We start from the raw sequence: 21967 nt of genomic DNA on the forward strand, positions 1-21967 counted from the left end.
GTTGAGATCGGGTTGTCGTGCGCGTTCGACCGTGAACGCTCACGGAACTGACCAGAGCATTGCCTGGGCGACACGCCGTGTCAAGCACTTCAGTACCGCCGTGCCGTTGCAGTGCGGGAACTCGGGCAGTAGCGTCGTTCCGACCCGAAGCACCGTGAAGGTTCACGAGACGAACAGGACCCGCATGTCAGCGCAGACCGCGACCACCTCAGACACGACGACCCGCGGCACCGGGGACACCCCCGGCTGGGCCGTCCTGGGCCCCGGTGGGATCGCCCGTCGGTTCCTGTCCCAGCTCCCCGCCAGCACGGCCGGCGGCACCCTCGTGGCCGCGGGCAGCTCGTCGCCCGAGCGTGCGCAGTCGTTCGCCGCCGACGCCGCCGAGCACGGGTTCGCCGACGTCACCCCGACGACCTACGCCGAGGTCCTCGCCGACCCGCGGGTGGACGCCGTGTACGTGTCGACCGTCCACACCGGCCACGCGCACCTGGTCCTCGCCGCGCTCGACGCCGGCAAGGCCGTGCTCTGCGAGAAGCCGCTGTCGCCGAACCACGGCACCGCCATGGCCCTGGTCGACGCCGCGCGCCAGGCCGGGCTGCCGCTCGTCGAGGCGTACATGTACCGCTTCCACCCGCAGACCGCCGCGCTGCTGGACCTCGTGCGGCGCGGCGCGATCGGCGACGTCACCCACGTGGACGCGTCCTTCGCGTTCCGTGCCGGGTCCCGCGCCGGTCGGCTGTTCGACGTCGACACCGCCGGCGGCGGCATCCTCGACGTCGGTGGCTACCCGGTCACGATGGCCGCCGCGGTCGTGCAGGCCGCGACCGGTGTCGCGGTCGCCGAGCCGACCGAGCTCACGGCCACCGGGTCGCTCGGTCCGACCGGGGTCGACGAGTGGACGAGCGCGCACCTGACCTACCGCGGTGGTGCCACCGGTCCGGCCGTCATCACCGCAAGCGTCCGCACCGGGGTCCGCGTCGAGGACGACAACGCGGTCACCGTGTACGGCACGACCGGGCGGATCCGCCTCACCGACCCCTGGACCCTCGGCGACGACCCCACGATCGAGGTCCGCACCGTGGACGAGGACCCCCGCACGCTGTCCTTCGCCGGAGAACACCCGTACGCCCGAGAAGCAGACGCCACCACGGCGGCGCTCGCCGGGGGTCGCGTCGAGGCACCGGAGATGACGCTCGACGAGTCCCTCGCGACCGCCCGCACGCTCGACCGGTGGCGCGCCGCGATCGACCTGCGCTACCCGTTCGAAGCCGAGACGGCGGACATCCCCACCGTGAGCGGCCGGACGCTGACCGTGCAGGACGACAACACCATGCGCTACGGCGAAGTCCCCGGCGTCGGCAAGCGCATGTCCCGCCTGGTCATGGGCGTCGACAACCAGCCCGACCTGGCGCACGCGAGCGCGATCTTCGACCTGTTCGTCGAGCGGGGCGGCAACGTCTTCGACACCGGGTACATCTACGGCGGCGGCGTGCTCGAGGGACGCCTGGGGAAGTGGATCCAGAACCGCGGCGTCCGCGAGGACGTGGTGGTCATCACCAAGGGCGCCCACACCCCGTACTGCGACCCCGAGTCGCTCACCCGCCAGCTGCTCGAGAGCCTCGAGCGCCAGGGGACCGACTACGCGGACATCTACATGATGCACCGCGACAACGAGGACATCCCGGTGGGGGAGTTCGTCGACGTCCTCGACGAGCACCGCCGCGCCGGCCGCATCCGCGTCTACGGCGGCTCGAACTGGAGCCTCGCGCGCTTCGACGAGGCGAACGCCTACGCCCGGGCCAACGGCAAGCACGAGTTCGAGGTCCTGAGCAACCACTTCGGGCTCGCCGAGGCGTACGACGTCCCGTGGGCCGGCTGCCGCCACGCGACCGACCCGGCATCGAAGGCCTGGCTCGAGGAACGACAGGTCCCGCTCCTGCCGTGGTCGTCCCAGGCGCGCGGGTTCTTCACCGGTCGCGCGAAGCCGGAGGACACCAGCGACGCCGAACTCGTCCGCTGCTACTACAGCGACGAGAACTTCGAGCGGCTCCGTCGGGCGTCCGAGCTCGGCGAGCAGTTCGGTGTCCCCGCGACCGCGATCGCCCTGGCCTACGTCCTCAACCAGCCGTTCCCGACGTTCCCGCTCTTCGGACCGCGTACGATCGCGGAGGCCCGGTCGTCCATGACCGGCCTCTCCGTCGACCTCACTCCCGAACAGGTGGCATGGCTGGACCTCCGCGACTGACACCGGACGCTGCCCCTGCCCCAGGGCAGACCGCCGGTGGCCGCGCGACGATCATCGACGTCGCCGCGGCCGCCGGTGTCTCGCGCCAGACCGTGACCCGGGCGATGAACGGCATGCCGGGCATCAGTGCGGCCACGAAGGAGCGCGTCCTCGCTGCGGCGACGCAGTTGCACTACCGTCCGTCCCGGTTCGGTCGTGGGCTGGTCACGGGTGGCGAGCACCAGCTCGGGTTGGTCGTCAACGACCTGCGGAACCCCTACACGCCCCAGCTCGCCGCCGCGGTGGTCCGTCTGGCAGCCGAGCAGGGCTGGAACGTGATGCTCGCGGACGTCGACCTGGCCAGCGACGCCGATCGCATGGTCGCGGCGCTCGGTGCGCAGACCGACGTGGTCATCGGGTACTTCGGGTCACGTCGAGAGCGCTGGAACGAGGTGCTCGGCACCGTGCCGATGGTCGAGCTCGACCCGGCGTCCGAGCCGCCGACGGGCGCCGTCTGGATCGACCCGTCCGACTCGATCGAGGTCCTCGCCGACCACCTCGTCGCCACCGGCGTCCGGCACCCCGTCGTGCTCGACAACTCCGAGCCTGACGAACCGAGCGCCCGCGGGCTGCTCATGCTCGACGCGCTCCGCCGCCGCGGCTACCTCCCCGAGATCGTGCACGCCGCGCACGGCACCGCCGAGTGCGGGGCCGAGGAGACCGAACGGCTGCTCGGGCGTCGCCGCCGGCTCGACGCGATCCTCGCGTTCAACGACGTGATGGCCCTCGGCGTGCTCTCCGCGTGCCGACGGGCAGGGGTCGACGTGCCCGGTGACGTCCGGGTGGTCGGCGTGGACGGGCTGCCGCTCGGCACGCTGGTCACGCCGACGCTCACGACGCTGGCGGTCGACCTCGACGCCGTGGCCGCCGAGGCGCTGGAACTCGCGCTCGGCATGCTGGCCGGCGAGCTACCGCGGCAGGGCGCTGCGGTGCAGCGCACCGTGCGCCACCGGCTGCTGCTCCGCGAGTCCGCGTAGTCGGCCCACCGCCACTTCGCGGGGACGGGAGGCTCGTGGCGGCGCCGCCACGAGCCTCCCATCCGGCGTTTGGTTGCATTTGCAACCAACCCGTCCAGACGGTACAGTAGGAGAGTCCTGCCGGGCTGCGTGACGACTTCCGCGCCCGTGACGCCCCCTCGAAGTCCGTGGAGCACCACCATGTCCGCACTCCTCACCAGCCCGATCGCGACGCGCGTCACCGCGAGCCGTCCCCGACGGTTCCTGGCGCTCGCGGTCCTGATGCTGCCCGTGCTGCTCATCTCGGTCGACAACACGATCCTCAGCTTCGCGCTGCCGTCGATCGCCCGCGCCCTCAACCCCGACGCCACCACGCAGCTCTGGATCGTCGACGCCTACCCGCTCGTCCTGGCCGGGCTGCTCGTCGTGATGGGCAGCATCGGCGACCGGATCGGCCGTCGCCGGATCCTGGTGGTCGGCGCCACCGGCTTCGCCCTGCTCTCCGTCGCCGCCGCGTTCGCCACCGACGCGTGGATGCTCGTCGCCGCCCGCATCGCGATGGGCGTCTTCGGCGCGATGCTCATGCCGGCGACGCTGTCGATCATCCGCAACGTGTTCCCGGACGCGGGAGAGCGGCGCATGGCGCTCGCCGTCTGGTCGACGATGTTCGCCGCCGGCAACGCGCTCGGTCCGCTGGTCGGTGGGGCGTTGCTCGCGCACTTCCACTGGGGGAGCGTGTTCCTGGTCGCGGTGCCGATCCTGGTGGTCATGCTCGTCGCCGTGCCGTTCTGCGTGCCCGAGTCGCGCGACCGCAACCCGGGGCCGGTCGACGTCGTGAGCATGCTGCTCTCGCTCGGCACCCTCGCGCCGATCGCCTGGGCCATCAAGTCCGTCGTGCACCCGGAGGAGCGCGGCCTCGCGATCGCGATGCTCGCCGTCGGCGTCCTGTGCGGCGTGGCCTTCGTCCGTCGGCAGCTGCGGACGCGGACCCCGATGCTCGACCTGCGGCTGTTCCGCAGCACCGCCTTCACCGGCAGCGTGCTCATGAACATGGCGGCGATGTTCTCGCTGACGGGCTTCCTGTTCTTCATCGCGCAGCACCTGCAGCTCGTCGCCGGGCTCGACCCGTTCGCCTCCGGCATCGTGCTCATCCCCGGGTCGGTGCTCACCATCGTCGCCGGACTCGTCGTCGTGCCGATCGTCGCCCGGGTCGCACCGCGCTGGGTCGTCGCCGTCGCGCTGCTCTTCTCGGCGGCCGCGTACGCCCTCGTCGCCGTGCTCGGGCACCACGCCTCGATCGCCGCGCTGGCGTTCGCGTTCGTGCTGCTCGGCATCGGCATCGGTGCGTCCGAGACCGTCACGAACGACCTCATCATCTCGACGGCCCCGGCGGACAAGGCCGGCGCGGCCTCGGCGGTGTCGGAGACCGCGTACGAGATCGGTGCCGTGCTGGGGACCGCGATCCTCGGGACGATCCTGGCGTCGGCGTACCGCGCGCACGTGTCGGTGCCGAACGGGCTGTTCGGGGCGGAGCACACCGCAGCGCAGGAGACCCTCGGGGGAGCGGTCGCCGCGGCGTCGTCGCTCGGGGGGAGTGCCGGGCAGGCCCTGCTCGAGTCGGCCCGCGCGGCGTTCGACTCCGGCGTGACGATCACGGCCGGCGTCGCCGCGGTGCTGATGCTCGTCGCTGCTGCCGGCGCTGTCGTGATGCTCCGCCGCCGCTGACGCGGGCGCGGGCGCGCACCGTGCGTCCCCCGCGCCACGCCCGGGGCACCGCGAACCTGTGAATCGTTGACCTCGACCTTGGTTGAGGTCCTACGTTGGGACATGGCCGCGAGCACCGTGACCGCCACCCCTCACGAGGAACGAACCACGACACCCATGCCCGAAGCAGCACCGTCGGACGCAGCCGCGTCGACCACCGTCCCCTCGACCGTCGCCGACGCCTACAAGGCGGCGTTCCGCGGCCACCCCGCGGGCGTTGCGGTCATCACCGCCGAGGGACCCGACGGCCCCACCGGCCTGACCGCGTCGAGCGTGGCCAGCGTCGCCGTCGACCCGCCGGTCCTGGTGTTCTCGCTGTCGACCGGCTCCGGTTCCGCCGGCACGATCCTCGGCGCGCCGCTGTTCGTCGTGCACCTGATGGACTCGCACGGTGTCGCCCTCGCCAAGCGCTTCGCCTCCACGGGCAGCCCCGCCGCCGACGACCCGGTGTGGGGCACGCTGCCGTCGGGGGACCGCTACCTGCCCTCCGCCGCCGCGGTCCTGCGCTGCCGCCCGCTGTCGACGACGCCGATCGGCAGCTCGACCGTGGTCGTCGCCGAGGTGCTCGACATCGTCCTCGGTGCCGACCGGGGCGAGCCGCTGGTCTACCACAACCGGGAATTCCACTCCCTCACCGATCGTTCCCGGCTCTCGTGAGCCGCGGAGCACCGTCCGCCCACCACTGATCGAAAGGAACTCACATGGCTGAGTACACCCTGCCGGAGCTGCCGTACGACTACGCCGCGCTCGAGCCGCACATCAGCGGCAAGATCATGCAGCTGCACCACGACAAGCACCACCAGGCCTACGTCACCGGTGCCAACACCGCGCTGCAGCAGCTCGGCGAGGCCCGCGAGTCCGGCAACTTCGGTGCCGTGAACAAGCTCGAGAAGGACCTCGCGTTCCACCTCGGTGGCCACGTGAACCACTCGATCTTCTGGACCAACCTCGGCCCGGACACCAAGGTCCCCGAGGGTGAGCTCGCCGCCGCGATCGACGAGTTCTTCGGCTCGTTCGAGTCGTTCCAGGCGCAGTTCGCCGCGGTCGCCAACGGCATCCAGGGCTCCGGCTGGTCCGTCCTGGCCTGGGACACCGTCGGCCAGAAGCTCGTCACGTTCCAGCTCTTCGACCAGCAGGCGAACGTGCCGCTGGGCGTCGTGCCGATCTTCATGCTCGACATGTGGGAGCACGCCTTCTACCTCGACTACCTCAACGTCAAGGCGGACTACGTCAAGGCCGTGTGGAACATCGTCGACTGGGAGAACGTCGCCGCGCGCTTCGCCACCGCGAAGTCGCAGCAGTTCGTCACGCTCTGAGCGTGACCGCCTGAACGACGGGAGGCCCGGTGCCAGCTGGCACCTGGCCTCCCGTCGTCCGTGTGGTCAGCAGCGGGTGCGTGGACCGGACGTGACGCGGGCGCCGGCGGACAGCGTGCCCGCGATCGCGCGCAGCGCGGCGTCGACGTCCGTCGGCTCACACTCGACCACCCGGCCCCACTGCACGCCCCGTGCGGCCAGGACCGCGGCCCGCGCGGCAGCGGGCGCATCGGACTCCGGGTGGCCGTTCGCCGTGCACCACGCTCGGACCGCATCGACCAGCTCGACGTGCGTGCGGTGCTCGCGGTCACGGCCCCCGAGCGCTTCCACGGCTCCGAGTTCGAAGGTCAGTCGGGCAGCGAGTGCACGGTCGGGGTCGTCGAGGCCACCGAACCGGGCGACGAACCAGCGTGCCAGGTCGTCGTCGTCCGCGGTGGGGTCGAGGCGCGGGGCGGCATCGGCCGGGTCCAGGTGGTCCACCACGGCGTCGATGAGCGCGTCACGTGTCCCGAAGTGGTACACGATCGGGTAGGCGCTGGTGCCGAGCACGCGACCCAGGCTCCGGACGGAGACATCCTCGGTCCGGGTCGTGCGCAGGTGCTGCGCGACCTTCTCGATGATCGCGGGCTTCAGAGTCGGGTCGGGTTTACGGGGCATGTCGTCTCCGGCCGGGCATTCGTGCTGGGGGCGCACCTGATCGGCTCAGGCACAGTCGAAACAACGACCATACAGTATGTTACCGCTGAAGTCCGGCAGGACGGTGTAGGCCGGCGTCCAGGCGCGCCTGAAGGACCGTCCAGCCTGTCGTCCATATACTGGAGTATTCCTCGTATCCACGTAGTGTGGAGCCGATGACCCTGCCTCCCGAGCGTCCTGTGCCCCCGTCCCGTCCCGGAGACGTCGCCGGCGGACGGTCGGTGGGTGGACGCCGGCGCGGGGCCGGCAAGCGCTTCCTGGTGGTCGGTGACGTGCTGGACGGTGTGATCGTCCACACCCGGGCCCAGGCGACCGGGGACCACGACCACGCCGCCGTGATCCGCCACCGCCCGGCCGGCGCTGCCGGTGGCACCGCGACCTGGCTCGGGTGGCTCGGCGCCGATGTCGACCTGGTGGGCCGCGTCGGGGTCGACGACGTGTACCGGCACGAGCGTGCACTGGAGGACGCCGGCGTCCGCCCGCACGTCAGCTACGACTCCCGCGCCTCGACGGGCGCCGTGGTGTCCGTCCGGAGCGACTTCGGCCGGACCTCGATGGTGGACGGTGGTGCGAGCGCCCTGCTCGGTGCCGAGGACGTCCCCCTGGACCTCGCAGCGCGCGCCGACATCGTGCACCTCACGGGCGAGGCGATGCTCGCCAGCGGTGGTGCCGACCGCATCGCCGGCCTGGTGGCGCGGGCACGGTCGGGGGCGGCGCGCGTGTCGCTGGACCCCTCATCCGTCGCCGTCGTCCGGGCGATCGGTGCGCAGCCGATGCTCGAGGCCCTCGCCGGGGTCGACGTGCTGCTGCCGGGGCGTGCCGAAGCCGCGGCGATGACGGGCACGGCGGACATGGACGAGGCCATCCGCATCCTGGCGCGGACCGTGCCGCTCGTGCTCGTCACGCTCGGGGCCGAGGGCGTGCTGCTCGGGCGTCCCGACCGCGCTCCGCAGCGGGTGCCCGCGACGTCGGCGACCGTGGTGGACACGCTCGGAGCGGGTGACGCCTTCGCCGCCGGGTTCCTCCGGGCATGGGCGACGGACCAGGTCCGCGTCGGGTCCGCAGCACGTGAGGGGACCCGGGTCGCGGCTCGGGCGCTCGGGTTCGTCGGCGGGCGACCGCCCGTCTGACGCTGCGGTCAGGCCTCGCGTTCAGCAGGTTCGGCGGCGACGGTGAGCGTCTGCACCAGGCCGGCCGCGAGCGGGGCGAGCCGGATCTCGACCCGGAGCCGGCCGGACGAGCCCGGCAGCCACCAGCGCAGGTGCGTGGGCACCGACGACGACTCGGCCACGGGCGCTGCACCGAGGTCCGCGCCCACCTGGGCGATCGCCTGCGCTGCCGCCGCACGCCGCCGGTCCCACGGGACGTCCATCGGGACGTTCGGGGTGCACAGGTCCGCAGCGACGGCGGCGGGATCGCCGGCGGTCGTCCACTCGGCCAGGAGGCGCGACACGGCAGCCTGAGCAGCGCGCGTCTCGGGCAGGACCGTCACGGTCGCGGTGCCGGCCGGTCGGACCGGTGCGGTCCCGGCCGCGCGGGCTGGTGCGGGACCGGTCGGTCGGGACAGCGCGGTCCCGGGTGCGTCGGGCCGGTCGAGTCCGAGGAGCAGGTCGTGCGCCGTCTCGGTGACGACCGAGACCTTCGCCTGCGTCGCGTTCTCGAACGCCACGACGCCGAGCCCGGTGCGCGTCGACCACCGCATGTGCGCCGAGAAGCCCGGGTAGCCGCCCGAGTGCGAGACGATGGGCCCGACGACGTCGTCCTGCTCGACGAACAGCCCGAGGCCGTAGCCGACCGGGCGACGCGCTGCGGGGACGGCTGGCGTGGTGATGACGCGCATGGCCTGCTGCATGAGCCGACGGTCGGCGGGGGAGACAGGACCGGGCTCGGCGGTGCCGGACCGGTCGCGGACCGAGGCGAAGGCCGAGGACAGGTGCCGCGCCCAGCGGGACAGGTCGGACACCGTGGAGAAGAGCCCACCGATCGGCGAGAAGGCGCCGGGGTCGCTCAGGGGCAGCGGCTCCCACGTGCCCTCGTGCCCGCGCGCGCCGGTCACGACGTCCCCGCGGGCGTCGGCCGCAGCGAAGACGGTGTCGTCGAGGCCGAGTGGACCCAGGAGGGTGTCGCGCACGACGTCGGTGAAGGGCCGACCCGCGACGACCTGCACCGCACGACCGAGCAGCGCGTACCCGAGGTTCGAGTACGCGAACGTCGTGCCCGGGACGCTGTCGAACAGCAGACCGCCCCGCAGCACGTCGTCGAGCTGGTCGTCGGTGATGGACTCCTGCCGGTCACCCCACGGGTCGTCGGTGGGGAAGCCGGCGGACATGGTCAGCAGCATGCGGAGGGTCGGGACGGGGGAGTCCGCGGTGGGGAGCGTGACCGCACCGAACGCCGGAACGAAGTCGGTGACCGCGGCATCGAGGGACACCCGTCCGTCGGCGACCAGGGTGAGCAGGGTCGCTGCGGTGATGCTCTTCGTGCACGACGCGATGCGGTACACCGTGTCGGAGTCCGGAGCGGTGCCGTCGCCGCGGTCGCCGTGTCCACCGGAGGCGATCAGGCCGTCCTGGTCGAACACGCCCCACACCGAGCTCGGCGCGATGCCCCGTTCGACGCGGGCACGGAACAGGGCGTCGACCTGGTCGAGGGTCGCTGCGGCGACGTCCGTCACGACCGGCGCATCCGGTCGTAGGCGTCGAGGGCGCGCTGTCGGGTCTCGCGCAGGTCGAGCATCGGCTCGGGGCGCTCCTCGTCCGCCGGCACCCAGCGCCGGACGTACTCGCGGTGCTTGTCGAAGCGTTCGAGCTGACGGTCCGGGTTGAACACGCGGAAGTAGGGCGCGGCGTCGAAGCCGGAGCCGGCGACCCACTGCCAGTTGCCGGCGTTGTTGGCGGGGTCGGCGTCGACCAGGGTGTCCCAGAACCACTGCTCCCCGATGCGCCAGTCGACGAGCATGTTCTTCACGAGGAAGCTCGCCGTTGCCAGGCGGACGCGGTTGTGCATCGCGCCCGAGCTCCACAGTTCGCGCATGCCGGCGTCCACCAGGTCGAAGCCCGTCGTGCCGTGGTACCAGCGCTGCAGTTCGTCGTCCGGGGCGTCGCGCCACGGGAACGCGTCGAACTCGCGACGCACGTTCACGGTCGCGAGCTGTTCGCAGTGGAAGTACTCGTGCCAGTTGAACTCACGCCAGGCGAGCTGTCGCAGGAACGCCGGAGCCTGCTGGCGCTGGTGGGGTTCGAGTGTGCCGTGCAGTCGGTGCCACACCTGGTACGGGCTGATCTCGCCCCAGCGCAGGTGCGGGGAGAGGTCGCTCGTGGCGGCCATGGCGGGCTCGTCCCGCTGGTCGTAGTCCTCGAGTGCGTGCTCGACGAAGTCCTCGAGCAGCTCGGCGGCGCCGTGCTCGCCGGGCGTCCAGGCGTCCCGCAGCCCGCCAGCCCAGTCCGGGGTGGTCGGCAGCAGCGCCCAGTCGTCCAGCGCGTCGCCGGTCGCGGACGAGGGGTCGGGCAGGGTGCGCGGCTTCGGCAGCGGGTGCCGCGGTTCGGGCAGGGCCTGGGCCGCGCGCCAGAACGGCGTGAAGACCTTGTATGCCTCGCCGGAACCGTTGAGCACGGTCCACGGTTCCCAGAGCAGTGACGCGGCGAAGCTGTGGACGTCGATGCCGCGGTCGTGCAGCGATGCCTTGATGCCGGCGTCGATCGCTCGCTCGACGGGCCCGTAACGACGGTTCCAGTAGACCCCGTCCGCGCCGGTGTCGGCGACGAGCGCGTCGATGACGTCGGCCGCCGCACCCGCGCGGAGGACCAGCCGCGATCCCCGCTGCTGCAGGTCGGCGTCGAGCGACGCCAGCGAGTGGTGCAGCCACCACCGTGCGGCGCCACCGAGCGGACGGATGCCCTCGCTCTCCTCGTCGAGCACGTAGACGACGGTCAGGTCGCCTCCGTGGTCGATGCCCGCCCGGAGTGCCGGGTTGTCGGCGAGCCGCAGGTCGTCGCGCAGCCAGACGAGGGCGCCGGTCACGCGTGCACGGTCTCGGTCAGGGCGGCACCGGCGCGGCGCTGGGGTGTCGGGTCGGAGGTCGCCGCGCGGAGCTTCGTGCAGAGCTCGGTCAGGGTCCGGAGCTCGGCGTCGGTCAGACCCGCACTGACCTGCGCGGCGATGCTGGCGGCGTGCTGGACGGCGACCGCGCGGTAGACGTCGAACCCGTGCGGGGTCAGGGCCACGATCACCCCGCGCGCGTCGGCGGGGTCGGGCTGCTTCTCGACGATGCCGCGCGACGCCAGACGGTCGACCAGTCGGCTCACGCTCGGCTGCGTCAGGAGCAGGTGACCGGTCAGTTCGCGCATCCGGCACCGACGGCCCGGCTGCGTGGAGAGGTTGAAGCAGACGTCGTACTCGTTGAAGGAGATCTCGCCGCCCGGGAACTCGCTGTTGAGGTTCCGCATCACGCTGACCTGGGCCCGGAAGAGGGCTTCCCAGGCGGCGACGGCGGTCGACCTGTCGTTCACGGTGGCACTCCCTCTGGTCGGTGGTCCTCCACACTACCGACGGGGACGGACACTCCGTCCGCGCCGCCACCGTGCGTGGACATCGGGGAACGACAGAGGCCGGCCGCCCTGACGGGCGACCGGCCTCCTCCCTTGCACCAAGAGTGTCCTGCAATCACATTCCACAGTCCGGGCCACAGCAAACCCTGACTGCTGACATCGACTGTATAACGAAGGGGTAACGGGCGCCAGCGATCGGCGCACTCGTTGGCTGCGAGTTCACCAAGAGGCCGGTATGCGCGCGCTCCGAACCCGAGGCCGGGTCAGAACAGGTCGGGCGAGGGCGTCGAGGCGTACCGGACGGCGACGTCGGCGTGCCGGTCGAAGCGGTACCCGACGCCGCGGACCGTTCGGACGATCTCCTCGAAGGCGCCGAGCTTGGCGCGGAGGCGCCGGACGTGCACGTCGATGGTGCGCTCGTTCGGGGTTTCGTCCTCGTCGTCCGACCACAGGCCGTCGATGATCGCGGACCGCTCCACGGTCTGGCCCTCACGCAGCACCAGGAACTGCAGGAGCTCGAACTCCTTGTAGGTCAGTGGAGCCGCCTCGCCGTCGAGGGTGACGCGCTTGCGGGAGATGTCGATGACGACCCCGGTCTCCTCGGGCTCGGACTTCTCCGCCTGCTTGCGCGCAGCGACCGCCGAACGGTCCTGCAGGGCGAGGCGGACCACGTCGACGTCGCGTCCGCCGGAGTGCTCCGCGGCGACGGCCACCGCGGCGTACGTCTCCGCCGTGGGGACGAGCTGGGCCGTCAGCGCCTTGAGCTGCTCGACGACGGCGGCCAGGGTCGTGCCGGCCGCCGCGGCCTTCTCCTCGTCGATGCCGACGTACAGCGCGAAGCCGCGGGCCTCGGTTCCCTCGGGCAGTGCGCGGTTGCGCTGCGGGGCGACGACGGGACTGGTCGGGATCGCGGTGGGGGCGGGCTGGACCGGTGCGCGACGCGGGCGGATCGGCGTGACGGCACCGAGGTCGAGCGGCTCGGGCGCGGGGCGGAGGGTGGTCCGAGGCTGGGCGATGGTGAGCGACATGGTGGTTCTCCGGGCGGTGTGGCCGAGCGGTGCGGCCGGTGTCGAATGCGTCGGCCTGGGTGTGGTGTGCGTCGGGATCCGCCGTCGTGCGGGCGGTTCGACGAGCCCTGCGGTCCGGTGTCGGACCGGGGCTCACCCGGGGGAGCGGGGGACGACCTCGTGACGGACGTACGCGTCGTCGGTGGTCGTCACCCGGGGATCACGCGCTCGCGACCGGGGTGGTGTCGCGGGGGATCCAGCTGGAACGGGTGCCGGTCAGGCACACATTCGACAACGCATGACGGCGACCGGCATCATCATGCCGGCGATCCCCACTGCCCCGGCGGAGGGGGACGCCTCGGAGAGGACGCGGGAAACGGTTGCAGTCATGCCCCGAGTATCAGCGGTATACCAACCGCTGTCAACCGTCCGCCCGGACGGTGAGCGCTGCAGGCGCTACTCGGCCAGGCCGTACAGCCGGTCGCCGGCGTCGCCGAGTCCGGGCACGATGTAGCCGTTCTCGTCGAGGCGCTCGTCGAGGGCACCGAGCACGATCGTCACGTCGCGGTCGCCCACGGCTTCCTCGACCGCCTTGAGACCCTCGGGTGCGCCGAGGATGCACACGCACGTGACGTCCTCGGCGCCCCTGTCGAACAGGAAGTCGATCGCTGCGGCGAGGGTGCCACCGGTGGCGAGCATCGGGTCGAGCACGAAGCACTGCCGGTTCGACAGGTCGTCGGGCAGGCGCTCGGCGTAGGTCTGCGGCTCGAGGGTCTCCTCGTTGCGGGCCATGCCGAGGAAGCCGACCTCGGCTGTGGGGACGAGCTTGACCATGCCCTCGAGCATGCCGAGTCCGGCGCGCAGGATCGGCACCACCAGCGGGCGGGGCTTGGCGATCGCGACGCCCATGGTCTGGGCGACGGGCGTGGAGATCGGCGTGGCCGTCACGCGGACGTTCCGGGTGGCCTCGTAGGCCAGCAGCGTGACGAGTTCTTCGGTCAGTGCGCGGAACGTGGGAGAGGGAGTGGTCCGGTCGCGGAGCACCGAGAGCTTGTGGGTGATGAGCGGGTGGTCGGCGACGTGGACTCGCATAGGGTCGAGCCTACCGCGCCGCCGAGCACCAGGAGGTCCCGTGGAAGCGCCCGCCGCCCGTCCGTACGTCGCCGCGATGACGCAGGCCCTGGACGAAGCCCGGGCGTGCCTCGCGACCGGGGACGTGCCGGTCGGTGCCGTCGTGCTCGACGAGGACGGCACCGTCGTGGCGACGGGCCGCAACGAGCGCGAGGCGACGCAGGACCCCACCGCCCACGCCGAGGTGCTCGCGCTGCGGGCCGCCGCAGCCGTCACGGGCGACTGGCACCTGGACCGGTGCACGCTCGTCGTCACCCTCGAGCCCTGCCCGATGTGCGCAGGCGCGATCCTGGCGGCACGGGTGCCCCGCGTGGTCTTCGGCGCGTGGGACCTGAAGGCCGGGGCGTCGGGGAGCGTCTACGACATCGCCCGGGACCGTCGGCTGCCGCACCGGTCCGAGGTGGTCGCGGGCGTGCTGGAGCAGGAGTGCGCAGCCCTGCTCGACGAATTCTTCCGCGAACGGCGCTCGTCCGCTGCGCGACGGTGCTGATCAGTCCGCTGCGCTACGGTGCTGATCAGTCCGCTGCGCGACAGTGCTGATCAGTCCGCTGCGCGACAGTGCTGATCAGTCCGCTGCGCGACAGGGCTGATCAGTCCGCTGCGCGGATGACGATCGCTTCCGTCGGCGGGCGCGGGCCGGTCCGGAGCACGTCCGGCTCGACGTAGATGACCCGGGCGATCGGCACCGCGGCGCGGACCCGTTGCTCGAGCGTGTCGATCCCCGCCGCCACGTCCCCGAGGCGACGGTCGCCGTCCACCGCGACCTTCACGCCGACCATGAGCTCGTCCGGCCCCAGGTACAGGGTCTTGATGTGGATGATCGACTCGACCTCGGGCCCGTCGAGCACCGCGGCCTTGATCGCCGCGACGTCGGCCGCGGTGGCGCCTTCACCGACGAGCAGGCTCTTCGTCTCGACGCCGAGCACGAGCGCCACGGCGATGAGCAGCACGGCGATGAGCACTGTGCCGATCGCGTCGAACACGCCGTTGCCGGTCAGGGCGGTCAGGCCGACACCGGCGAACGCGAACACGAGGCCGAGCAGCGCCGCGGTGTCCTCGAGCATGACGACCGGCAGCTCGGGCGCTTTCGCCCGGCGGACGTACTGCACCCACGACTGCGAGCCCTTGTGCGGCCGGGCCTCGCGCAGCGCCGTCCGCAGCGAGAAGCCCTCGAGCCCGATCGCGATGACCAGGACGACCATCGGCAGCCACCAGTTCTCCAGCGGGTGCGGGTGGGCGAACTTCTCGATGCCCTCGTAGAGCGAGAACACCCCGCCGACCGAGAAGAGCACGATCGAGACGACGAAGGCGTACACGTAGCGCTCGCGGCCGTAGCCGAACGGGTGCTCCTCGTCAGCTGCGCGACGTGCGCGCCGACCGCCGAGCAGCAGCAGGAGCTGGTTCGCGGAGTCGGCGAGCGAGTGCACACCCTCGGCGAGCATCGACGCGGACCCGCTGATCGCCGCCGCGATGAACTTCACGATCGCGATGCCGACGTTCGCACCGAGTGCGGCGAAGATGGCCCGGTTGCCTCCGGAAGCGCTCACTGTGACCCCTGTTCTGCTGACCTGCTGCCCGATCCTACGCATCGGCCCGCTCGGTAGGGTCGGGCCATGACGATCGAACTGCCCCGCACCGCCATGCTCGGCGTCGGCTCCATGTCCGGCGCGGTCCTCGACGGGCTGCTCGCCGCTGGGCTCGCCCCGGAGACCGTGGTGCTGACGACGAAGTCCGAGGCGTCCGCCGCCGCCCTCCGCGCCCGCGGACTCGACGCCCGGGCGAGCGACACCGACCCGGAGGCCAACCGTGCGGCCGTGCGCGGCGCCGACCTCGTGGTGCTCGGCGTCAAGCCCTTCGTCGTCGGTGACCTGCTCGACGAGGTCGCGGCGGACCTGGCCCCCGGGACCGTCGTGGTCAGCGTCGCGGTCGGCGTCACGACCGCCGCGATGCAGGCGCGCGTGCCCGAGGGCGTCCGCGTGGTCCGCGCGCTCCCGAACACCCCGATCGGGGTCGGGCACGGCGTGACCGGGGTCAGCGGCGGGTCGTCCGCCGACGCCGAGGCGGTCGCGCTCGCCTCACGCCTGTTCGACGTGTCCGGGTCGGTCATCGAGGTCCCCGAGGACCAGCTCGACGCCCTGTCCGCCGTGTCCGGCTCCGGTCCCGCGTACGTCTTCCTGCTCATCGAGGAGTGGCAGCGCGCCGCCGAGTCGCTCGGCTTCACCCACGAGCAGGCCGAGACGATGGTGCAGGGCACCGTCCGCGGCGCCGTCGAGCTGCTCGGACGCTCGGGTCGGGAACCTGCGGACCTGCGCCGTGCGGTCACCAGCCCGAAGGGCACGACCGAGCGCGCCGTCGCGGTCCTGCAGGACGCCGACCTGGCGGCCACGCTCCGGCGTGCCGCCGACGCGGCGATCGCGCGTGCCGAGGAGCTGTCGAAGCTCTAGACGCCACCAGCAGACGGACGGGAGGAGCGGTGCCAGCTGACACCCCTCCGTCGCAGGCTCGGTCGGCGCGCCCCGCGTGCCGCTGGCGCGTCACCGCTGAGCGGGGCGCGCCCGTCCGTCTCGGCCCTACTCCAGGGCTGCGAAGCGCTCGAGCGCGGTCGTCGAGCCGGACACGATGATGACGTCGTGCTCGCCGATCACGCTCTCCGGCGTCGCCGGCGAGAACGCCTCGCCCGGGGTCTTGATGCCGAGGACGGTCAGCCCGAAGCGGGTGCGGATCGCGGTCGTGCCGAGGTCCTTGCCCCGCACCGACCGGGGCGGGAACATCTTGACCACGGCGAAGTCCTCGTCGAACTCGATGAAGTCGAGCATCCGCCCGGACACCAGGTGCGCCGTGCGCTCGCCGGCCTCGCGCTCCGGGTAGACCACGTGGTTCGCGCCGATCCGGGACAGGATCGTGCCGTGCGAGCGGCTGATCGCCTTCGCCCAGATCTGCGGGATGCCGAGGTCGACCAGGTTCGCCGTGATGAGCACGCTCGACTCCAGGTCGCTGCCGGTGCCGACGACCGCGATCGGGAAGTCCTGCGCGCCGATCTGGCGGAGCGCGTCGATGTCGGTCGCGTCGGCCTGCACCGCGTGCGTGACCCGGTCCGACCACTTCTGCACCAGACCGGCGTCGGTGTCGACGACGAGCACCTCGCGATCCTGGCGCTCGAGCTGCCCGGCCGTGGCGGCGCCGAAGCGGCCGAGGCCGATGACGAGCACCGGGGCGTCGTGGCTGACGGCACCGAACGGGTGCTGCGGGCGGGAACGGTCAGCCAACGATCGGCCTCTCCTCGGGTCGACGGAACAGTTGCCGGCTCTGACTGGCGGCCAGGGCTGCGGCGATGGTCACTGTACCGACCCGCCCCAGGAACATCGTGGCCGCCAGCACGTACTTGCCCGACTCCGGCAGGTCCGCCGAGACGCCGGACGACAGGCCGGACGTGCTGAACGCGGAGATCACCTCGAACAGCACGCGGTCGAGCGAGTCGTCGGTGATCTGCAGCAGCACGACCGTGGCGACGGCGACGATCGTCGCACCCCACAGCACGACGGCGACGGCCACGCGCAGGACGTCGCTCGGGATCCGGCGGCCGAACGCCTCCATGCTGCGTCGGCCCCGGGCCTCGGCGACCGCGGCCAGGAACAGCACCGCGAGCGTGGTGACCTTGATGCCCCCCGCGGTCGAGGCCGAGCCGCCGCCGATGAACATGAGCATGTCGGTGACGAGCAGGCTCGACCCGTTCAGCTGGTCGAAGTCGACGAGCGCGAAGCCTCCCGAGCGCGTCATCGTCGACAGGAACAGGCCCTGGAACACCGTGCGACCGGCGCCCTCCTGCCCGAAGGTGCTCGGGTTCGCGGCCTCGAGTGCCGTGTACACCGCGGCACCGCCGAACAGCAGGACGGCACTGGTCGTCAGGGTGAGCTTGACGTGGATCGGCCACTTCCGCGGCGTGCGGAGCTGCTTCGTCAGGGCGCGGATGACGGGGAAGCCGATCGAGCCCGCGACGACGCCGAGCATGAGCAGGGTGAGGAACCAGTAGTCGTGGGCGAAGGGCTCGAGCCCGGTCGCGTTCGGCGAGAAGCCCGTGTTCGTGAACGCCATCGCCGCGTAGTAGAAGGAGTCGCCGACCGCGGTCCAGAACGGCATGCCCGCGATGAGCACCGACGGCAGCAGCAGGAGCCCGAGCACGATCTCGATCGTCAGGGTGCTCACCGCGACGGTGGCGAGCAGCGTGCCGACCTCGCCGAGCCGGACCGCCTGCCCCTCGGGGACGGCGCCGTGGTGCGTGCGGAGCGGGTTCGAGTCGCCGGCTGCCATGAGCTTCGCGCGCAGCCCGAGCTTCCGCGTGACGAACAGCCCGAGGATCGACGCGAAGGTCAGGACGCCGACCGCGCCGATCTGGGTACCGATCACCACGAGCGTCTTGCCGAACACCGACCAGTGCGTGGCCATGTCCACGGTGGCCAGTCCGGTGACGCAGACGACGGACGCCGCGGTGAACAGCGCGTCGGCGAAGTGGGTCGAGGTCCCGTCGGCACTCGCCCACGGCGTCATGAACAGGCTCGTGAACACGAAGACCAGCACGACGAAGACCAGGATCGCCAGACGCGACGGCGACGAGCGCAGCGCCGTGCCGAGCTGCGAGGGGCGGCGTCGCGCGGCACCGACCCCGCGGTTCGGGGGCTCCGTGCGGTCGAGCATCGTATGCCTCCGAGGACATGGGCGGGACGCCTCGCATGGTACATCGCGGGGCGCGGCGGTTAGCCTTGCCCCATGGCCGACATCTTCAGCGTGGTCGCGGACCCGACCCGCCGCGAGCTCCTCGGCGCGCTCCTCGCGACCTACGGATCGGACACCACGGGCGGCGAGTTGAGCGTCGGCCAGTTGGTTGAACGCCTCGGTGTCAGCCAGCCCACGGTGTCCAAGCACCTCCGTGTCCTGCGCGACATCGGCCTCGTCACCTCGCGCGAAGAGGGGCAGCACCGCTTCTACCGCCTCGACCCCGAACCGCTGCTGCACATCGAGGAGTGGGTCCTGCCGTTCACCGGCGCGGTGGACGCCGACGGCCGCCTCGCGACGACGGCGTGGACGCCCGACGGGCAGCCGGTCTCGGTCCGGCGCAACGGAGCAGCGGGCAAGGCGACGGTCGAGGTCGGCACCGAACTCGGGCGGGTCATGGCCGAGGCGTCGTACCGTGCCACGGCGGCGTTCTCGGGCGCGCAGCAGGGCTGGGAACGGGTCGTGGACCGCTCCCGCCGACGCTTCACCAAGCGCCCCGACCAGGACTGACCGGGAACGCTGGACACCGAGCCTCGCGCGCCTCTACAGTTGCCAGTGACCACACAGGTCACACCAATCATCCGCGCCGGGACGGCCACCGTCGGCCCGTGCGCAGCCTGGCGGAGGCGGACCATGAACGGCAGTTTCGACGACGTGCGCTTCCTGACCGTCGCCGAGGTCGCCGAGATGATGCGGGTGTCGAAGATGACCGTGTACCGGATGGTGCACGCGGGTGAACTGCCGGCGATCCGCTTCGGCCGGTCCTTCCGCGTGCCGGAGTCCGCGGTCGCCGCGGTCCTGCGTGGCGGCATCGCCGACGTCGGCTGACCGCCGCTCCACAGCGCATCGAGTCCGGCCCGTTCGACATCGGAGCAGCCCTCCGGTAGGATCGGGCAGGTTGATTTTCCGCGGCTTCATCGGCCCGGTGTCCGTACATCAGCATCAGTCCGAGCGAGGTCCACATGGGTTCTGTCATCAAGAAGCGTCGCAAGCGCATGGCGAAGAAGAAGCACCGCAAGCTCCTTCGCAAGACGCGTCACCAGCGTCGCAACAAGAAGTAGGTCGCAAGACCGTCGTGAAGCCCCGGTTCGCCGGGGCTTCTGCGTTCCCCGACCCGGACCCGTGCTGGCTACGCTGGGGGCATGCCCGCCGTGACGCTCCTGACCAAGCCCGGATGCCACCTGTGCGACGATGCCCGACCGATCGTCGAGCGGGTCGTCGCCGCGCACCCCGGCGTGACCCTGACGGAGCGGTCGATCCTCGACGACGACGCGCTCCGGCTCGAGTACGCCGAGGACATCCCCGTGGTGCTGGTCGACGGCCGGGTCCACAGCAACTGGCACGTCGACGCCGACCGGCTCGCGCGCGCCATCGAGAAGGCCGAGGCCACCGCATGATCCACCACGTCGTCTCCTGGGGCCTGCGCCCCGAACTCGACCGTACCGACACCATCGACGAGATCCGGTCGCTGCTGACCGGCCTGGTCGGCGTCGTGTCGTCGATCCGGTCCCTCGAGGTCGTCGAGAACGTCGCCTACCCGGACAAGAACCACGACGTCGCCGTGGTCGCGACCTTCGACGACCTGGCCGGGCTCGACGCCTACCAGGTGCACCCGGAGCACCAGGCCGCGGCAGCACGGATCCGGACCCTGGTCACGGGGCGGGCCGCCATCGACTGGCAGCGCTGAGCCGAGCCTCCCGTCCGGAACGACCGTCCGGAACGACCGTCCGGAACGACCGTCCGGACCAACGGCAACGGCCCCCTTCCGCAGCGGAAGGGGGCCGTTCTCGTGGGTCCTACGGGGTGAGGCGCGTCGGGCCGCGGAACAGGTACGTGACCTCGCGGATCGACGGCTCGCCGAGCATGAGCATCAGCACGCGGGCCAGGCCCATGCCGAACCCACCGTGCGGCGGCACGCCGTAGCGGAAGAAGTCCAGGTACCAGCCGAGCTCTGCTGGGTCCAGCCCCTTCTCCTCGGCCTGCGCGGTCAGGACGTCGACGCGGTGCTCACGCTGCGCGCCCGTGGAGATCTCGGCGCCGTTGAACAGCAGGTCGTAGCTGTTCGTGAGCGTCGGGTCGTCGGCGTGACGCATGTGGTAGTACGGCCGGATCGAGGCGTCGTAGTCGGTCACGAAGACGAACTCGGAACCGTGGTGCTCCTTCGCCCAGGCGGACACGCGGCGCTCGCCCTCCGGGTCCAGGTCGCCGTCGGCGCGGACGACGTCGTGGCCGCTGTCGGCGACGATCTTCCGGGCCTCGGCCAGGGTGACGCGCGGGAACGGCGTCGAGGGGACCTGCAGCTCGAAGCCGAAGACCTCCTCGATGTCCTTGCCGTAGCGCTCCTTGACCGCGGTGATGCCGGCGACCAGGACCTCTTCGTGCATCGCCATGACGTCCTCGTGGGACTCGATCCACGAGAACTCGGCGTCGACGGAGGTGAACTCGGTCGCGTGCCGGCTCGTGAAGGACGGGTCGGCGCGGAAGGCGTCGGCGATCTCGAAGACGGCACCGAACCCGGCGGGCTGGGCCATCTGCTTGAAGTTCTGCGGCGACTGCGCCAGGTACGCGGTCGTCTCGAAGTACTCGAGCTGGAAGAGCTCGGCGCGGGACTCGGACGCCGTCGCCATGAGCTTCGGCGTGTGGATCTCGATGTAGTCGCGCTCGACCCAGTACGAACGGAACGCGTGCTCGAGCGTGGTCTGGATGCGGAAGATGAGGTTCTGCTTGCGGTTCCGCAGGTCGAGGAAGCGCCAGTCGAGCCGCTTGTCGAGCGAGGAGTCGTCCGCGATCGGGGTCTCGGGGATCGCGGCGCTGACGACGGTCAGGGCGCCGACCTTGACCTCGAGCCCGCCGAGCTTGACGCGCTCGTCGTGCTTCAGGGTGCCCTGCACGTGCACGAAGGTGCCGTGCGCCAGACCCGAGATCGACTCGGTCGTCGCGAGGGCAGCCTGCGCAGCGTCGTCGCCGTCCTCGGCCTCGCGCGTGGCGGGGTTCACGAGCTGGACGGCGCCGGTCTCGTCGCGCAGCACGACGAACTGCACCTTCTTCTGATCACGGACCGTCTCGACCCATCCGGCCACGGAGACGGGACCGTCGGGGAGAGCGGCGAGGTCGTTGATGCGGGTGCGTTCGATCACGGTCGTCGAGTCTAACCGGCTCTGCTTCCTCCACAGGTGGGTTACGGTGCGGCGTTCTCCACAGGTCCGGTCGGGAGGCCCGGCTCGCCGCCGCAGCGCTCGTAGCGTTCTCGACGTGGCCGGGTCGTGAGCGGGGAAGCGGTCCTGACGGACGGAGGGGACCGAAGGGGACTCGCGGCCCGGCCACCTGTCAGTGACCCGGCCACGTGTCAGGGGAGCGCGGCGCGCAGCGCGGTGAGCGTGCCGATGAACTCCTCGGCCATCGCCGCCCGGTCGACCAGCTTCGCGTGCCGGTCGCGGGCGTCATCCAGGAAGGCGTCGAGTCGAGCAGCCCGTGCCGCGGTGTCGTCGGGACGGGC

General features: G+C 71.7%; 23 protein-coding genes. 13 read left to right on the forward strand and 10 right to left on the reverse strand.

What is annotated here, in order from left to right; translation table 11 throughout:
- Positions 1–184: 184 nt before the first annotated feature.
- The 5 genes from BIU90_RS11290 (at position 185) to BIU90_RS11310 (ending at position 6320) form a co-directional block, all read left to right on the forward strand.
- Positions 185–2245: an aldo/keto reductase gene (locus BIU90_RS11290; protein WP_071300270.1), complete on the forward strand. Its 2061-nt coding sequence runs from the start codon at positions 185–187 to the stop codon at positions 2243–2245.
- A complete protein-coding gene (locus tag BIU90_RS11295; RefSeq protein ID WP_071300271.1) occupies positions 2224–3261 on the forward strand; it encodes a LacI family DNA-binding transcriptional regulator in 1038 nt (345 codons plus the stop codon). The genes BIU90_RS11290 and BIU90_RS11295 overlap by 22 nt, the downstream gene beginning before the upstream one ends.
- 180 nt (positions 3262–3441) lie before the next feature.
- Positions 3442–4965: an MFS transporter gene (locus tag BIU90_RS11300; protein ID WP_071300272.1), complete on the forward strand. Its 1524-nt coding sequence runs from the start codon at positions 3442–3444 to the stop codon at positions 4963–4965.
- 156 nt (positions 4966–5121) lie between these two features.
- Positions 5122–5661, forward strand: a complete 540-nt coding sequence (locus tag BIU90_RS11305) for a flavin reductase family protein (protein WP_071300273.1) — start codon at positions 5122–5124, stop codon at positions 5659–5661.
- Between the two features lie 44 nt (positions 5662–5705).
- Complete coding sequence (locus tag BIU90_RS11310; RefSeq protein ID WP_071300274.1) at positions 5706–6320, forward strand: superoxide dismutase; 615 nt, start codon at positions 5706–5708, stop codon at positions 6318–6320.
- 66 nt (positions 6321–6386) lie between these two features.
- Here BIU90_RS11310 and BIU90_RS11315 read toward each other — a convergent pair whose 3' ends face one another.
- Positions 6387–6977 (reverse strand): TetR/AcrR family transcriptional regulator, encoded by a 591-nt coding sequence (locus tag BIU90_RS11315; RefSeq protein WP_071300275.1) that lies wholly within the window; start codon positions 6975–6977, stop codon positions 6387–6389.
- A gap of 194 nt (positions 6978–7171) precedes the next feature.
- Here BIU90_RS11315 and BIU90_RS11320 point away from each other — a divergent pair, with 194 nt between their 5' ends.
- Positions 7172–8146 (forward strand): carbohydrate kinase family protein, encoded by a 975-nt coding sequence (locus BIU90_RS11320; protein WP_071300276.1) that lies wholly within the window; start codon positions 7172–7174, stop codon positions 8144–8146.
- An 8-nt stretch (positions 8147–8154) separates the two neighbouring features.
- Here BIU90_RS11320 and BIU90_RS11325 read toward each other — a convergent pair whose 3' ends face one another.
- The 5 genes from BIU90_RS11325 to upp all read right to left on the reverse strand — a co-directional run bounded on the left by BIU90_RS11325 (position 8155) and on the right by upp (position 13662).
- The gene (locus BIU90_RS11325) at positions 8155–9690 is read right to left on the reverse strand and encodes a serine hydrolase (protein ID WP_071300277.1); all 1536 of its coding nucleotides are present in this window, start codon (positions 9688–9690) and stop codon (positions 8155–8157) included.
- Complete coding sequence (locus BIU90_RS11330) at positions 9687–11036, reverse strand: deoxyribodipyrimidine photo-lyase (RefSeq protein ID WP_071300278.1); 1350 nt, start codon at positions 11034–11036, stop codon at positions 9687–9689. Before BIU90_RS11330 ends, BIU90_RS11325 begins: the two co-directional genes overlap by 4 nt.
- Positions 11033–11524, reverse strand: coding sequence for a MarR family winged helix-turn-helix transcriptional regulator (locus tag BIU90_RS11335; RefSeq protein ID WP_071300279.1), 492 nt, complete (start codon positions 11522–11524; stop codon positions 11033–11035). The genes BIU90_RS11330 and BIU90_RS11335 overlap by 4 nt, the downstream gene beginning before the upstream one ends.
- A gap of 302 nt (positions 11525–11826) precedes the next feature.
- A complete protein-coding gene (locus tag BIU90_RS11340; protein ID WP_139195240.1) occupies positions 11827–12591 on the reverse strand; it encodes a winged helix-turn-helix domain-containing protein in 765 nt (254 codons plus the stop codon).
- A 435-nt stretch (positions 12592–13026) separates the two neighbouring features.
- Positions 13027–13662, reverse strand: a complete 636-nt coding sequence (upp, locus tag BIU90_RS11345) for a uracil phosphoribosyltransferase (RefSeq protein WP_071300280.1) — start codon at positions 13660–13662, stop codon at positions 13027–13029.
- Positions 13663–13738: 76 nt separating this feature from the next.
- Here upp and BIU90_RS11350 point away from each other — a divergent pair, with 76 nt between their 5' ends.
- Complete coding sequence (locus tag BIU90_RS11350; RefSeq protein WP_071300398.1) at positions 13739–14191, forward strand: nucleoside deaminase; 453 nt, start codon at positions 13739–13741, stop codon at positions 14189–14191.
- A gap of 100 nt (positions 14192–14291) precedes the next feature.
- Here BIU90_RS11350 and BIU90_RS11355 read toward each other — a convergent pair whose 3' ends face one another.
- Positions 14292–15248: a cation diffusion facilitator family transporter gene (locus BIU90_RS11355; RefSeq protein ID WP_071300281.1), complete on the reverse strand. Its 957-nt coding sequence runs from the start codon at positions 15246–15248 to the stop codon at positions 14292–14294.
- Positions 15249–15314: 66 nt separating this feature from the next.
- On the opposite strand from BIU90_RS11355, the gene proC reads away from it, so the two are divergent.
- A complete protein-coding gene (gene proC / locus BIU90_RS11360; RefSeq protein ID WP_071300282.1) occupies positions 15315–16145 on the forward strand; it encodes a pyrroline-5-carboxylate reductase in 831 nt (276 codons plus the stop codon).
- Positions 16146–16271: 126 nt separating this feature from the next.
- On the opposite strand, the gene BIU90_RS11365 is transcribed toward proC, so the two are convergent.
- Together BIU90_RS11365 and BIU90_RS11370 are read right to left on the reverse strand one after the other, a co-directional pair.
- Positions 16272–16967 carry a TrkA family potassium uptake protein gene (locus BIU90_RS11365; RefSeq protein ID WP_175470197.1) on the reverse strand — a complete coding sequence of 232 codons (696 nt, stop codon included), beginning with the start codon at positions 16965–16967 and terminating at the stop codon, positions 16272–16274.
- Positions 16960–18393, reverse strand: coding sequence for a TrkH family potassium uptake protein (locus BIU90_RS11370; protein ID WP_071300283.1), 1434 nt, complete (start codon positions 18391–18393; stop codon positions 16960–16962). The genes BIU90_RS11365 and BIU90_RS11370 overlap by 8 nt, the downstream gene beginning before the upstream one ends.
- A gap of 72 nt (positions 18394–18465) precedes the next feature.
- On the opposite strand from BIU90_RS11370, the gene BIU90_RS11375 reads away from it, so the two are divergent.
- The 5 genes from BIU90_RS11375 (at position 18466) to BIU90_RS11390 (ending at position 20158) form a co-directional block, all read left to right on the forward strand.
- Positions 18466–18981, forward strand: a complete 516-nt coding sequence (locus BIU90_RS11375) for a helix-turn-helix transcriptional regulator (protein ID WP_071300284.1) — start codon at positions 18466–18468, stop codon at positions 18979–18981.
- 123 nt (positions 18982–19104) lie between these two features.
- Positions 19105–19299, forward strand: coding sequence for a helix-turn-helix domain-containing protein (locus BIU90_RS11380; RefSeq protein WP_071300285.1), 195 nt, complete (start codon positions 19105–19107; stop codon positions 19297–19299).
- A 134-nt stretch (positions 19300–19433) separates the two neighbouring features.
- On the forward strand, positions 19434–19532 hold the full coding sequence (locus tag BIU90_RS17895; RefSeq protein WP_003792170.1) for an AURKAIP1/COX24 domain-containing protein: 99 nt from the start codon (positions 19434–19436) through the stop codon (positions 19530–19532).
- A gap of 81 nt (positions 19533–19613) precedes the next feature.
- The gene (locus BIU90_RS11385) at positions 19614–19868 is read left to right on the forward strand and encodes a glutaredoxin family protein (protein ID WP_071300286.1); all 255 of its coding nucleotides are present in this window, start codon (positions 19614–19616) and stop codon (positions 19866–19868) included.
- Positions 19865–20158, forward strand: coding sequence for a Dabb family protein (locus BIU90_RS11390; protein WP_071300287.1), 294 nt, complete (start codon positions 19865–19867; stop codon positions 20156–20158). The genes BIU90_RS11385 and BIU90_RS11390 overlap by 4 nt, the downstream gene beginning before the upstream one ends.
- Before the next feature lie 109 nt (positions 20159–20267).
- On the opposite strand, the gene aspS is transcribed toward BIU90_RS11390, so the two are convergent.
- Positions 20268–21608 (reverse strand): aspartate--tRNA(Asn) ligase, encoded by a 1341-nt coding sequence (gene aspS, locus BIU90_RS11395; protein ID WP_071300288.1) that lies wholly within the window; start codon positions 21606–21608, stop codon positions 20268–20270.
- Positions 21609–21967: the final 359 nt, after the last annotated feature.

It is taken from the genome of Curtobacterium sp. MCBA15_001, from assembly GCF_001864835.1.
In the GTDB taxonomy this organism is placed as follows: Bacteria; Actinomycetota; Actinomycetes; order Actinomycetales; family Microbacteriaceae; genus Curtobacterium.